11 protein-coding genes are annotated in these 13,948 nt (G+C 63.9%); 10 read left to right on the top strand and 1 reads right to left on the bottom strand.

Translation table 11 applies throughout. The features are described 5' to 3' along the window. The first annotated feature begins 115 nt into the window (after positions 1-115). The 10 genes from zwf to DT068_RS04980 all read left to right on the top strand — a co-directional run bounded on the left by zwf (position 116) and on the right by DT068_RS04980 (position 11,518). Positions 116-1,597, top strand: a complete 1,482-nt coding sequence (zwf, locus tag DT068_RS04935; RefSeq protein WP_119388662.1) for a glucose-6-phosphate dehydrogenase — start codon at positions 116-118, stop codon at positions 1,595-1,597. Further along, entirely contained in the window at positions 1,594-2,250 is a 657-nt protein-coding gene (locus DT068_RS04940; protein WP_119388663.1) for a 6-phosphogluconolactonase, read from the top strand. Before zwf ends, DT068_RS04940 begins: the two co-directional genes overlap by 4 nt. 12 nt (positions 2,251-2,262) lie before the next feature. Next, positions 2,263-4,083 carry a phosphogluconate dehydratase gene (gene edd / locus DT068_RS04945; protein WP_119388664.1) on the top strand — a complete coding sequence of 607 codons (1,821 nt, stop codon included), beginning with the start codon at positions 2,263-2,265 and terminating at the stop codon, positions 4,081-4,083. Continuing rightward, the gene (gene eda, locus DT068_RS04950) at positions 4,083-4,727 is read left to right on the top strand and encodes a bifunctional 4-hydroxy-2-oxoglutarate aldolase/2-dehydro-3-deoxy-phosphogluconate aldolase (RefSeq protein ID WP_119388665.1); all 645 of its coding nucleotides are present in this window, start codon (positions 4,083-4,085) and stop codon (positions 4,725-4,727) included. Before edd ends, eda begins: the two co-directional genes overlap by 1 nt. Before the next feature lie 67 nt (positions 4,728-4,794). Continuing rightward, positions 4,795-5,790, top strand: a complete 996-nt coding sequence (gene deoC, locus DT068_RS04955) for a deoxyribose-phosphate aldolase (RefSeq protein WP_119388819.1) — start codon at positions 4,795-4,797, stop codon at positions 5,788-5,790. A gap of 13 nt (positions 5,791-5,803) precedes the next feature. Further along, positions 5,804-8,182: an aldehyde dehydrogenase family protein gene (locus tag DT068_RS04960; protein ID WP_119388666.1), complete on the top strand. Its 2,379-nt coding sequence runs from the start codon at positions 5,804-5,806 to the stop codon at positions 8,180-8,182. A gap of 15 nt (positions 8,183-8,197) precedes the next feature. Beyond that, positions 8,198-8,650 carry an RbsD/FucU family protein gene (locus tag DT068_RS04965; RefSeq protein ID WP_119388667.1) on the top strand — a complete coding sequence of 151 codons (453 nt, stop codon included), beginning with the start codon at positions 8,198-8,200 and terminating at the stop codon, positions 8,648-8,650. A gap of 15 nt (positions 8,651-8,665) precedes the next feature. Next, positions 8,666-9,271 carry an SCO family protein gene (locus DT068_RS04970; protein WP_119388668.1) on the top strand — a complete coding sequence of 202 codons (606 nt, stop codon included), beginning with the start codon at positions 8,666-8,668 and terminating at the stop codon, positions 9,269-9,271. Between the two features lie 147 nt (positions 9,272-9,418). Beyond that, entirely contained in the window at positions 9,419-10,651 is a 1,233-nt protein-coding gene (locus tag DT068_RS04975) for a polyhydroxyalkanoate depolymerase (protein ID WP_119388669.1), read from the top strand. 168 nt (positions 10,652-10,819) lie between these two features. Further along, complete coding sequence (locus DT068_RS04980; protein ID WP_119388670.1) at positions 10,820-11,518, top strand: M48 family metallopeptidase; 699 nt, start codon at positions 10,820-10,822, stop codon at positions 11,516-11,518. A gap of 57 nt (positions 11,519-11,575) precedes the next feature. Here the strand turns inward: DT068_RS04980 and DT068_RS04985 are convergent, their stop codons facing one another. Continuing rightward, complete coding sequence (locus DT068_RS04985; RefSeq protein ID WP_119388671.1) at positions 11,576-13,726, bottom strand: transglycosylase domain-containing protein; 2,151 nt, start codon at positions 13,724-13,726, stop codon at positions 11,576-11,578. Positions 13,727-13,948 lie beyond the last annotated feature (222 nt).

Consider the following 13,948-nt stretch of genomic DNA (forward strand, 5'->3'; position numbering starts at 1 on the left):
CTTTCATTTAGCGCGTGCTCGGACGGAAAACCGGCCTCCACGCCCCTTTATTGTTGTCTGTGGCGGTTCCAGAGACTAATACAGTCAGCTCGCTTTATATTGCACTGCACAAAAAATGACCACGCGTATCATTCCTGTCGATATTTTCGATTTGGCAGTCTTCGGCGCGACGGGCGACCTGGCCCAGCGCAAGATTCTGCCCGCCCTTTATCACCGCGACCAGGCCGGTCAGATCCCGCCGGGCGCCCGCATCCTCGCCGTATCGCGCCGCGCCATGAGCGATGACGACTACCGGGCCTTCGCCCGCAAGGCGCTCGAAGCTCATATAACGGAGAAGGAACGCAGCGCGGCCGAGATCGACACATTCCTCAAGCGCGTCTCCTATGTCACGCTCGATGCCACCCAGGACAAGGGATGGGAAGGGCTCGCCAAGGCGCTGAAATCCGGTGAAGACCGTATTCGGGTCTTCTATCTCGCGACCTCGCCCGATCTTTTCGGGCCGATCTGCGAGCGGATCGGCAAGAACAATCTGGTGACGCCGAAGAGCCGCGTGGTGATCGAGAAGCCGATCGGCAAGGATCTCGAATCGGCGCGCGCCGTCAATGATGCGATCGGCAAGGTGTTCCCGGAGAGTCGCGTCTATCGCATCGATCATTATCTCGGCAAGGAGACCGTCCAGAATCTGATGGCGTTGCGTTTCGCCAATGCGCTGTTCGAGCCCTTGTGGAACGCCGATCACATCGATCACGTGCAGATCACGGTCGCCGAGACGCTGGGTGTCGAGGGCCGCGCCGGCTACTACGACACGGCAGGCGCCTTGCGCGACATGGTGCAGAACCACATGCTGCAGCTGCTCTGCCTCGTGGCCATGGAGCCGCCGCGCTCGATCGACGCCGATGCGGTGCGCGACGAGAAGCTGAAGGTGCTGAAATCCCTGCGCCCGATCGTCGCCCATAATGGCGCCAACATGACGGTGCGCGGCCAGTATCGCGCCGGCGCCTCTGCCGGCGGCGCCGTTCCGGGCTATCTCGATGAGTTGGGCTCGCCGGCGAGCAAGACCGAGACATTCGTGGCGCTCAAGGCCGAGATCGGCAGCTGGCGCTGGAACAGCGTGCCCTTCTATTTGCGCACCGGCAAGCGCCTTCCGTCGCGCGTCTCCGAGATCGCCGTCACCTTCAAGCCCATCCCGCATTCGGTCTTCGACGACAGCGCCGGGCCGATCGAGACCAACCGGCTGGTGATCCGTCTGCAGCCCGATGAGGGTGTGAAGCTCTGGCTCATGATCAAGGATCCGGGCCCGGGCGGCATGCGTTTGCAGCACGTACCGCTCGATATGAGTTTTGCCGAAGCCTTTGGCGTGCGGAACCCGGACGCCTATGAACGTCTTATCCTCGATGTGGTGCGCGGCAACCAGACTTTGTTCATGCGCCGCGACGAGGTCGAGGCGGCGTGGAACTGGATCGATCCCATTCTCGACGAATGGGCGGAATCGGCGGATCTGCCGAAACCCTACACGGCGGGCACCTGGGGTCCCGCGGCGGCGGTGGCGTTGATCGAACGTGACGGCCGCACCTGGCATGAGGATGATGCGCGTTGATATCCGAACGTAAGCTGTTCGCGACCAGGAAGGAACTTGCCGCCGCTTTGGCCTCCGATGTGGCGGCCTATCTCTCGGGCGTCATCACCGATCGCGGTTCGGCGCAGCTTGCCGTTTCCGGTGGCACGACGCCCAAGCTCTTCTTTCACTTCCTGGCGCGCAGCAGGATCGACTGGGCGCGCGTCACCATCACGCTGGTCGACGAGCGTTGCGTGCGCTCGACCGATGAGCGCTCCAACGCCAAGCTCGTGCGCGATTATCTCATGCAGGCCAAGGCTGCTTCGGCGCGTTTCGTGCCGCTCTATGAGAATGTCGATACGAGCGGTCTCGGGCCGTTCGATGTGGTCGTCCTGGGCATGGGCACAGACGGCCATACGGCGTCGTTCCTGCCCGGCGGTGATCACCTGACCCAGGCGCTCGATATTGTCGGCAAGGAGCGCCTCGTCACCATGACGGCGCCGGGCTATCCGGAAAAGCGGATCACCTTCACTTTGCCGATCCTGCTCGACAGCAATTTCGTGGCGCTCCACATCGAGGGTGACGAGAAGCTCAAGGTGCTCGAAGCGGCGGAGAAGCCCGGCCCGGTGAAGGACATGCCGATCCGCGCCTTCCTGAAATCGCGCGAGCCCGTCATTCTCTACTGGAGCCCCTGATAGGAGGCCATCATGCCGGTCACCGAAAAAATCGCGGCAATCACAGACAAGATCGTTAAGCGCAGCAGCGCCTCGCGCCGGCGCTATCTCGACCGTATCGAAAAGGCGCGGGAGAACACGCCACGCCGGGCGCGCCTTGGCTGCGCCAATCTCGCCCATGGCTTCGCTGCTTGCGGTCCCTCGGACAAGGCGATGCTGCGCGAAGGCGCTGCCGCCAATCTCGCAATCGTCACCGCTTACAATGACATGCTTTCGGCGCACCAGCCTTTCGAGCGCTTCCCCGAGATCATCCGCGCGGCCGCGCGTGAAGCCGGCGCCACGGCCCAGGTCGCGGGCGGCGTTCCCGCCATGTGCGACGGCGTCACCCAGGGCGAGGCCGGCATGGAGCTCTCCATGTTCTCGCGCGACGTGATAGCGCTGTCAGCGGCGGTGGCGCTCTCGCATCAGATGTTCGATGCGGCCGTCTATCTGGGCGTATGCGACAAGATCGTGCCCGGTCTTATCATCGGCGCCCTGAGCTTCGGCCATCTGCCGGCGGTCTTCATTCCGGCAGGGCCGATGACATCGGGTCTTGCCAATGACGAGAAGTCGAAGATCCGCCAGCTCCACGCCGAGGGCAAGGTCGGCCGCGCCGCGCTCCTCGAAGCTGAGGCGCAATCCTATCATGGGCCCGGCACCTGCACCTTCTACGGCACCGCCAATTCGAACCAGATGCTCATGGAGATCATGGGCCTGCATCTGCCGGGATCGACCTTCGTCAATCCCAATACGGCGCTCAGGGACGAGATCACCCGCGCCGCCACGAAGCGCGCGCTCGCCATCGCGGCGACCGGCAATGAATACACGCCGATCGGCCAGGTCGTCGATGAGAAGACGGTGGTGAACGGCGTCGTCGGCCTCCTTGCCACCGGCGGCTCGACCAACCATACGATCCATCTGATCGCCATGGCGGCGGCGGCGGGCATCCATCTCACCTGGGAAGACATGGCGGAGCTCTCCGCCATCATTCCCTTGCTCACCCGCATCTATCCCAATGGCAAGGCCGATGTGAACCACTTCCATGCGGCGGGCGGCATGGGCCTGCTCATCCGCGAGCTCCTGGGCGCCGGCCTTTTGCATCAGGATGTGAAGACGGTATGGGGAACGGGCCTCGACGGCTATCTCGTCGAGCCGCAGCTCAGGGAGGAGGGGCTCGCCTGGAACGCGGCGGTGAAGGTGAGCGGCGACAGAGCGATCCTGCGCGGCTGCGATGAGCCTTTCGATCGGACCGGTGGCATCGCGGTGCTCGATGGCGATATCGGCCGCGCCGTCATCAAGAGCTCGGCGGTGCCGAAGGACCGTCATGTGATCGAGGCGCCGGCGCGCGTCTTCCATTCGCAGGAGGAGTTGCAGAAGGCCTTCAAGGCGGGAGAGCTTGCGGGCGATGTCGTGGCGGTGGTGCGCTTCCAGGGACCCAAGGCCAATGGCATGCCCGAGCTTCACAAGCTGATGCCGCCGCTCGGTGTCCTGCAGGATCGCGGTCACCGCGTCGCACTCGTCACTGATGGGCGCATGTCGGGCGCCTCCGGCAAGGTGCCGGCCGCCATCCATGTGACGCCGGAAGCCGCTGATGGCGGCGCCATCGCCAAGATCTGCAATGGCGACACGATCAGGCTCGATGCGGTGGCGGGTCGCCTCGAAGTGCTGGTCGATGCGGCCGAATGGGCATCGCGCTCGGCTGCCACTGCCGATCTCTCCGGCAATGATCACGGCGTGGGACGTGAGCTCTTCATGCCCTTCCGCTCACAGGTCAACCGCGCCGATGAAGGCGCCACTATCTTCAGGGTGAATTGATGCAGGAACGTCAGAAGGGCCTTGCGGCCGTGCTTCAGCAGGCGCCGGTGGTGCCGGTGCTGGTGATCGAGAATGTCGCCGATGCGGTGCCCTTGGCAAAGGCCCTGGTCGAAGGCGGCCTGCCGGTGCTCGAGATCACCTTGCGCACCAGGGCGGCGCCCGACTGCATCCGCGCCATCAAGGCGGAGGTGAAGAATGCGATCGTGGGATCGGGCACCGTGCTCGATGCCGCCTCGCTGAAGCTCAGCGCGGAACTGGGCTGCGCCTTTGCCGTGTCGCCTGGTGCGACGCCCGCCCTTCTTGCCGCGGCCCAGTCCATCGCTACGCCGCTCCTGCCCGCTTCACGCTCGCCGAGCGAGACGATGATGCTGCTCGAGCAGGGTTACGCTTTGCAGAAGTTCTTTCCCGCCGAGCAGTCGGGAGGTGCTCCCTATTTGGCGGCGCTGATCTCGCCCTTGCCGCAGGTCAGGTTCTGCCCGACCGGCGGCATCACAGCGGACAATGCAGCGAGCTATCTCAAGCTCACAAATGTGATCACTGTCGGCGGGTCGTGGATGGCGCCGAAGACCATGATCGCCGGCCAAGACTGGGCTGGCATCACCAGGCTTGCGGCGAGCGCATCACATTTGGAGCAAGCCGCATGACAGCGGCATAAGCGGGTTGCGCCAGCACGCCGGGCCAACTACCATCCTTGCCAGTTAGGGAGTGATGATGTCTGGTGTCGCAATCTTGCCGTTGAACAAGCCGGGGCATAATGGCCTGCCCCGCAATGCGGGCATGCCGCTCGCTCTCGATCTCATCGATGATATCCGTCTGAACTTTCCCGCCGCCGAGCGGCGCATCGCCGCTCTTCCCGGGCGCCGTACGGTGAAGAAGGATGCGCAGGCAGCCTGGCTGCTCAAGGCCATCACCTGCATCGATCTGACGACGCTCGCGGGCGACGACACGCCCGAGCGTGTGCGCCGGCTCTGCGCCAAGGCGATTAACCCGGTGCGTCCCGATCTCCTCGAAGCGCTCGGCATGGCGGACCGCCACATCACCACCGGCGCCGTCTGCGTCTATCACCGCTTTGTCGCGACCGCGGTCGAAGCCCTGAGAGGTTCCGGCATTCCGGTCGCCGCCGTCTCGACCGGCTTTCCGGCCGGCCTCGTTCCGCATGACGTGAAGCTGAGAGAGATCGAGGCTTCCGTCGCCGATGGCGCCAAGGAGATCGACATCGTCATCACGCGCGAATATGCGCTGACCCAGAACTGGCAGGCGCTCTATGACGAGATGCGCGATTTCCGCGCCGCCTGCGGCGACGCGCATGTGAAGGCGATCCTCGCCACCGGCGATCTCAAGACCTTGCGCAATGTCGCCAAGGCCGCGATGGTGTGCATGATGGCGGGCGCCGATTTCATCAAGACCTCGACCGGCAAGGAAGCGGTGAATGCGACGCTGCTCGTCACGCTCGCCATGCTGCGCATGATCCGGAGCTATCAGGACCAGACCGGCTTCAAGGTCGGCTTCAAGCCGGCGGGCGGCATCTCGGCGGCGAAGGACATTCTCAACTATCAGATCCTCATGAAGGAGGAGCTGGGCCGCGAATGGCTCGAGCCCGATCTCTTCCGCATCGGCGCCTCTTCGCTGCTCGCCGATATCGAGCGTCAGCTCGAGCATCACGTCACCGGCCGATACTCGGCCTTCAACCGCCACGCGGCCGGATAAAGCTGGATCAAGAATGAGCGTTGCACATTATTTCGATACGATGGATTACGGCCCGGCGCCGGAGAGCGATGCGGAGGCGCGCGCCTGGCTTGCCAGACACGACAAGGGCTTTCGCCATTTCATTGGCGGCGAATGGGTCAATGGCCGGAGTCACTTCGACACGCTGGAGCCCGCGACCGGCAAGGTCCTGGCGAAGCTCTCGCAAGGATCGGGCGGCGACATCGACGCGGCGGTGAAGGCCGCGCGCAAGGCGCAAGCCGGCTGGGCCAGGCTCGGCGGTCATGGCCGGGCGCGTTACCTCTATGCGCTCGCCCGCCTGATCCAGCGCCATGCGCGGCTCTTCGCGGTGATCGAGAGCCTCGACAATGGCAAGACGGTGCGCGAGACGCGCGATCTCGACGTGCCTTTGGCGGCGCGCCATTTCTATCATCACGCCGGCTGGGCGCAGCTGCAGGAGTCTGAGTTTGCGGGCTATCAGCCGGTCGGCGTCGTCGGCCAGGTCATTCCCTGGAACTTCCCCTTCCTGATGCTGGCCTGGAAAGTGGCGCCGGCTCTGGCCTTCGGCAATACGGTGGTGCTGAAGCCCGCCGAATTCACCTCCCTCTCGGCGCTGCTCTTCGCCGAGCTCGCCGGGCAGGCTGGACTGCCGCCCGGTGTTCTCAACATCGTGACCGGCGATGGCGAGACGGGTGCCGCCCTCGTCAAGCACAAGGATGTCGACAAGATCGCCTTTACCGGCTCGACCGAGGTCGGCCGCATCATCCGCCGCGAAACCGCGGGCACCGGCAAGTCGCTCACTTTGGAGCTCGGCGGCAAATCGCCCTATATCGTCTTTGACGATGCCGATATCGATGGCGCCATCGAGGGCCTCGTCGATGCCATCTGGTTCAATCAGGGCCAGGTCTGCTGCGCGGGCTCGCGCCTCCTCGTCCAGGAAGGCATTGCCGAGAGCTTCTTCGCCCGCCTCAAGGCGCGCATGAGCAAATTGCGCGTCGGCCATCCGCTCGACAAGGCGATGGATATGGGCGCCATCGTCGACAAGGTGCAGCTCGAGCGTATCGAGAGCCTGGTGAAGCAAGGTATCGCCGAAGGCGCCATCTGCCATCAGTCGCCGGGTGCCGCGGGCGACAAGGGCTTCTTCTATCCGCCGACCTTGCTTACCAATGTGCATCCGGCCTCGACGGTCGCGCGCGAGGAGATCTTCGGTCCCGTGCTGGTGGCGATGACCTTCCGCACCCCCGATGAAGCCGTCATGCTCGCCAACAACACACGCTATGGGCTGGCGGCCAGCGTGTGGAGCGAGACCATCGGTCTTGCCCTCGACATCGCGCCCAAATTGCAGGCGGGCGTCGTCTGGGTGAATTCCACTAATCTCTTCGATGCCAGCGCCGGCTTCGGCGGCTACCGCGAATCGGGCTTCGGCCGCGAAGGCGGCCGCGAGGGCGCCTGTGAATATCTGAAGCCCGTTGCCTGGGCGAAGCGCAAGCCGCGTGGCGCCGCAAAACCCCTGCCGGCACTTAAAGCGAAACCCGGTGCGGGAGTGCCGCTGATCGACCGGACGGCGAAGCTCTTCATCGGCGGCAAGCAGGCGCGGCCGGACGGCAATTATTCGAGGCCCGTTCTGTCGCCCAAGGGCGAGCTTCTGGGCGAGGTCGGCGAGGGCAACCGCAAGGACATCCGCAACGCGGTCGCCGCCGCACGCGGTGCCGAGGCCTGGTCGAAGGCGACGGCCCATAATCGCGCGCAGATCCTCTATTACATTGCCGAGAATCTGAGCGGCAGGCGTGATGAATTCGCCACGCGCATCGCCGCGATGACCGGCGCCAGACGTACAGCGGCGCTTGCCGAGGTCGATGCCGCGATCAAGCGGCTCTTCACCTATGGCGCCTGGGCCGACAAGTTCGAAGGCGACATTCATACCCCGCCCTTGCGTGGCCTGGCGCTGGCGTTGAAAGAGCCGATCGGCGTCGTTGGCGTCATCTGTCCCGACGAAGCGCCATTGCTCGGTTTCATCAGCCTGGTGGCGCCGCTCATCGCCATGGGCAATCGCGTCATCGCCGTGCCGAGCGAGCGCCATCCGCTTGCCGCCACCGATTTCTATACGGTGCTCGAGACCTCGGATGTGCCGGCCGGTGTGGTCAATATCGTGACCGGCGACCGCCAGAGCCTGGTCAAGACGCTGGCCGAGCATGATGATGTCGATGCGCTCTGGGTCTTCGGATCCGACAAGGCCTCCGCCGATGCCGAGCGCCTGTCGGCTTCCAATCTCAAGCGCACGCTGGTCGATCATGGTCTCGCCACCGACTGGTTCGATGCGAGCCAGGCCGAGGGTCCTGTCTATCTGCGCCATGCGACGCAAGTGAAGAATGTCTGGATACCTTACGGCGAATGAACCACGGGAATTCTCATGCTGAAATCGATTGATGCGGCCCTCAATGCCGACGTGCTTCATGCCTTGCGCGCCATGGGCCATGGCGATGACGTCATCCTTTGCGACACGAATTTCCCGGCCGACTCGGTGGCGCGCCAGACGGTGCTCGGCAAATTGCTGCGCATCGACAATGTGACGGCCGCGCGGGCTGCGCGAGCGGTTCTCTCCGTCATGCCGCTCGACAGCTTCGTCGAGCATCCGGCCCTTCGGATGGAGATTGTCGGCAAGCCGAAGGAGATTCCGCCGGTCCAGGCCGAGGTGCAGGCCGAGATCGACAAAGCGGAAGGCAAATCCTGGCCCATGGGCTCAATCGAGCGCTTCGCCTTCTACGACATGGCTCGCAAGGCCTATTGCGTGATCCAGACCGGCGAGCGCCGCTTCTATGGCTGCTTTGCCTTCAAGAAGGGTGTCATTCCGCCCGAGGCGTGATAGACGCTCAAGCGCATGCCGTCGCGCCAGAAACTGGTCTTTGCTCTTGTCGTGCTCCTGATCGCCGCGGTCACGGGGCTTGGCGCCCTGTGGCTCACGCGCGGGCCCGGCAGTCCCATCGGTTCGGGCACGGCGCTGGTGGGCGGGCCTTTCACCTTGACCAACCAGGACGGCAAGCGGGTCACCGATCAGGATTTCCGCGGGCGATACATGCTGATCTTCTTCGGCTTCACCTATTGCCCCGATGTCTGTCCGGGCGAGTTGCAGGTGATGTCGGCGGCCATCGACCAGCTGGGCGCCGACGGCGACAGGATCCAGCCCATTTTCGTCACCATCGATCCCGCCCGCGACACGCCGGAAGCGATGAAGCTCTATGTGTCGAACTTCCATCCCCGCATGGCAGGCCTCACCGGCTCCGAGGCCGATATTGCGGCGGTGGCCAAGGCCTATCGCGTCTATTACGCCAAGGCCAAGGGCTCGGAGAACTCACCCGATTATCTGATGGATCATTCGACCATCCTTTACCTGATGGGCCCCGACGGCAAGTTCGTGAGGCATTTCACCTACAGCACCGACGTCAAGGCGCTCGCCGACGGTCTGCGTGAGGTAATAAGTAAGTAATTTCAATTGGTTACAAAGAGGTCTTGCGCGAATCGGGTGTCAGGCTTTTGCATGGCTCTAGGCTGATGGTCGGGTTGTCCGGGGAGCAAGGCCTTGTTACATAAGTAACATGTTGCGGCATGCCCTCACCCACAAGGAATCTGGGAATTGCTCTATTATCTTTATGAGATGAATCACGCTGCCGTGGCGCCCTGGCGCGCGGCGGCCGATGCGGCCCAGGTCTTCTGGAAGAATCCGGTCAATCCCATCGCCCAGACCTATATGGGCCGGTCGGTCGCGGCCTCGCTCGAGATGTTCGAGCGCGTCACCCGGCGCTATGGCAAGCCCGCTTTCGGCATCGGCCACACCGTCGTCGCGGGCACCGAGGTGTCGGTCGCCGAAGAGTGCGTGCTGGACAGGACTTTCTGCTCGCTCCTGCATTTTCCCAAGGCCTGGCCCGCTGGCAGGAAGCCGGTCAAGCAGCCGAAGCTTCTCGTCGTGGCGCCGATGTCGGGTCATTATGCGACGCTGCTGCGCGGCACGGTCGAGGCGCTGCTGCCCCATGCCGATGTCTACATCACCGACTGGGTCGACGCCCGCCAGGTGCCGCAGCATCTGGGCAGCTTCGATCTCGACGACTATATCGACTATGTCATAGAGATGCTCGAGCATCTGGGACCGGATGTCCATGTGATGGCGGTGTGCCAGCCTTCGGTGCCGGTGCTCGCCGCGGTCTCGCTGATGGCGAAGCGCAAGAATGCCAAGCCGCCGAGATCGATGATCCTGATGGGCGGCCCGATCGACACGCGGCGCAACCCCACCGTCGTCAACCGTCTCGCGGTGGCGAAGGGCGTCGACTGGTTCCGCAAGAACGCCATCGTGCAGGTGCCGTTCCCGCATCCGGGTTGCCTGCGCAACGTCTATCCGGGCTTCCTGCAGCTCACCGGCTTCATGACCATGAATCTCGACCGCCACATGGACGCGCATCGCGAATTGTTCTGGCATCTGGTCGAGGGCGATGGCGACGCGGCGGAGAAGCACACCGGCTTCTATGATGAATATATGTCGGTGATGGACTTGACCGCCGAATTCTACCTGCAGACGGTCGAGAAAGTATTCGTCAATCACGAGCTGCCGCGCGGCGTGTTCCGCCATCGCGGCGAGACGATCGATCCGGGCAGCATTACGAAGACGGCGCTGATGACGATCGAAGGTGAGCGCGACGATATTTCAGGTGTCGGCCAGACGGAAGCCGCGCACAGCCTGTGCTCGGCCCTGGCGCCCGACAAGAAGCTGCATCTCCTGCAGAAGGGCGTCGGCCATTACGGCGTCTTCAACGGCTCGCGCTTCCGCGCCGATGCGGTGCCGCGCATCGTGGATTTCATGAAGCAGCAGGGATGAGGTTGCCTTGAGCCGGCTGCCAGATCACGATCACTTCAGGCCGTTTCGGCCTGAAGTGATAAACGTGATCGGAATCTTAATTTTGGCGCGTGATCGGACAGAAAACCGGTGCCCACTTTTCTTGATCACGCGCTAAAAAGGCTCAAGCTCGTCAACCCTCCGAGAATCATGGAGCCTGCCGAACTTGCAGTCGCGGGCCGGCCGATATCCGTCACCTTCCGGCGCAACGCGAAAGCACGGCGCCTTATCCTGCGCCTGTCGCGCGACCGTGCCGGTGTCGTCGTGACATTGCCGCCGCGGATCGGCCGCGCCGAGGCGCTCGATTTCGTGAAGAAATCGGCGAAATGGATCGCCGAGCGCCTGTCGCGCGAGCCGGTGATGAAGCCCATTGTCGCCGGCGGCCAAATCCTCATCCGCGGCGAGTCGCTCGGGATCATGTCGGCGGGAACACGCCGCGGCGCCATCACGATTGCCAACGGCTCCATCATCGTCACGGGCGATCCTGTGCATCTGCAGCGCCGCCTCGTCGACTGGCTGAAGGCGCAAGCCAGGCACGATCTCGTGCAGGCGAGCGAATTCTATGCGCAGGCGATGGAGGTGAAGTTCATCCGGCTTTCGGTGCGCGACCAGAAGAGCCGCTGGGGCTCATGCTCGTCCGACGGCACCTTGTCCTATTCCTGGCGGCTCATCCTGGCGCCGCCCTTCGTGCTCGACTATGTCGCCGCCCATGAGGTGGCGCATCTCAGGCACATGAATCACGGCCGCGGCTTCTGGCGCTTGGTGCTGGCCCATTGCCCCAATGCGTCGCGCGCCAAGGCCTGGCTCAAGCAGCATGGGGCCGAGCTGCACAGCTACGCCAGCGCGTGATCAGAAAAAGTGGACGCCGGTTTTTCGTCCGATCACGCGCCAGACAGAGACTCTTGATTATTTGCTGTTGCCGCGTTCCCTGAGGCGGCTGGCCGACGACCCGTCGCCGCCGCTCTTGCGCCGCCGCGGCACATAGTCCTGGTCGTCCTCGTCGTCGGAGGACGAGCCGAACAGACTTTCGAAGAAGCCGCGGCGCCTGCGCTCGCGCGGCAGATATTCCTCGCCATAGGCATCGTCGGAATAGTCTTCCGAATAGGACGCGACCGCCGCACCCGAGCCGTCATCATAGGGATTGTCGTCGCCGGGCAGAGGCAGGTTGGAGAGCCCGGCATGCGCCGGCTCCATGACATCCTTCCAGATCGCCGCGGGGATCGATCCGCCGGTCATCTTCTTGGTCGGCGAATTGTCGTCATTGCCGGCCCAGACGCCGGCGATGTAGTGCGCCGTATAGCCGATGAACCAGGCGTCGCGATAATCCTGGCTGGTGCCGGTCTTGCCGCCGATATCATAGCCGCCGAACTGGGCGCTGCGGCCGGTTCCTTCCGTCACCACCGCGCGCATCATGTGGTTCATGGCGCCGATGTCGTAGTTCGACACGACCTGGCCCAGCCCGTCGCCGCCGCGCTCATAGAGGACGGCGCCGTCGCGCGTCGTGATGCGCGAGACGATGAAGGGCTGCACCGGAGCGCCGCCATTGGCGAAGGGCGTGAATGCCGAGACCAGCTCGAGCAGCGTCACTTCCGATGTGCCGAGCGCGATCGAGGCGTTGTCGGCGAGATCGGAGGCGATGCCCATGCGATGCGCGGTCGCGATGACGGCGGCCGGCGATACGTTGAAGGTAAGCTTGGCGGCGATCGTGTTGAGCGACAGCGCCAGCGCCTTGGTCAGGGTGACCGGCCCCGCATACTTGTGCCCGTAGTTTTCGGGCTCCCAGTTGCCGAAGCGCACCGGCTCGTCGACCTCGACGGAATTGGGACCATAGCCCTGCTCGACCGCGGCCAGATAGACGAAGGGCTTGAAAGCCGAGCCCGGTTGGCGCTTTGCCTTGGTCGCGCGGTTGAACTGGCTCTTCACATAGGACTTGCCGCCCACCATCGAGATGACGGCGCCGGCGGGGTCCAGCATGACGAAGGAGGCCTGCGAGACATTGAATTTGGGGCCGTCCTGGTTGAGCCGCTTGCGCAGCGAGCGCTCGGCCAGTTGCTGGATCTCGGGGTTGATCGTGGTCTCGACGACGATCGACTGATCGTAATTGCGGATGAGCTGCGGCAGCACCTCGCCGACATAGTCGACGATATATTGCGTCGACGGCACATAGTCGGAAGCCCTGACCGTCGACGGCGCGATCAGCGCCTGCTGCGCTTCGCCCGTGTCGATGAAGCCGGCATCGACCATGTCGTTGAGCACCTCGCGCGCCCGCTTGTTGGCGGCATCGGGATTGTTGATCGGGTTGTAGGTGGTGGGCGCCTTCAGCACGGCGGCGAGAATGGCGGCCTCCGCCAGGGTCACGTCGCGCGCCGATTTCCCGAAATATTTCTGCGCCGCCTTCTCGATGCCGGTTGCGCCGGCGCCGAAATAGACGCGGTTCATATAGAGCTGCAGAATCTCGTCCTTGGTGAATTTCGTCTCGAGCCATATGGCAAGCACCGCCTCCTGCGCCTTGCGGCCCATTGTCCGGTCGGGCTTCAGGAAGAGGTTCTTGGCGAGCTGCTGGGTCAGCGTCGAGCCGCCCTGCACCACGCGACCGGCGCGCAGATTTTCCACCATGGCGCGGATGAGCCCGAAGGGATCGACGCCGAAATGCGAGCGGAAGCGGCGGTCCTCGATGGCGATGATCGCTTGCGGCACATAGGCTGGCAGGTCGGCGATGCGCACATCATCGCCGAAGAAGGCGCCGCGTTCGGCGAGCACGGTTCCGTCGGCGGCGAGCACCATGATGCCGGGCTCGCGCGCCGGCACCTGGAACAGGCCCTTCTGGTCGAGTGTCAGCCACAGATAGCCGAAGCCGAGGCCGCCGGCGAAGATGCCCCAGAAACAGAGCGTGAGGAAAAGTGTTACGAAACGGAAGCCGGAACGGCGCCGGCGGCGTGGCGGGCGTCCGGGCGGGACGCTCCGGTGGCCGCCATTGCTGCGGCCGCCGAAAAGCGAGGGTTCACGGCGCTCCTGCCGTCGGCCGCGTTGGCTTTGACCCCTGCCGGAAAGTCCCATAGTCGAATCGTTGCCTTAAATGGTCCGGGCGACAGGATCAGCCAGGGGAATTAACCCTGTCTAAACACACGCCTCCCGAACCGGATCTGCGTCAGCTCAAGCCGTCTGGACACAGGTGCCGCTCCAAACTGCCGATAGCTTTGACGTTTAATCATGTCGTCATAATGGCCTGATTTTGCTTAACCTATGGGGCGTGTTGCCGGGTTTCGGCGCGCATGTCAG

It is taken from the genome of Taklimakanibacter lacteus, assembly GCA_003576695.1.
In the GTDB taxonomy this organism is placed as follows: Bacteria; Pseudomonadota; Alphaproteobacteria; order Rhizobiales; family Aestuariivirgaceae; genus Taklimakanibacter; species Taklimakanibacter lacteus.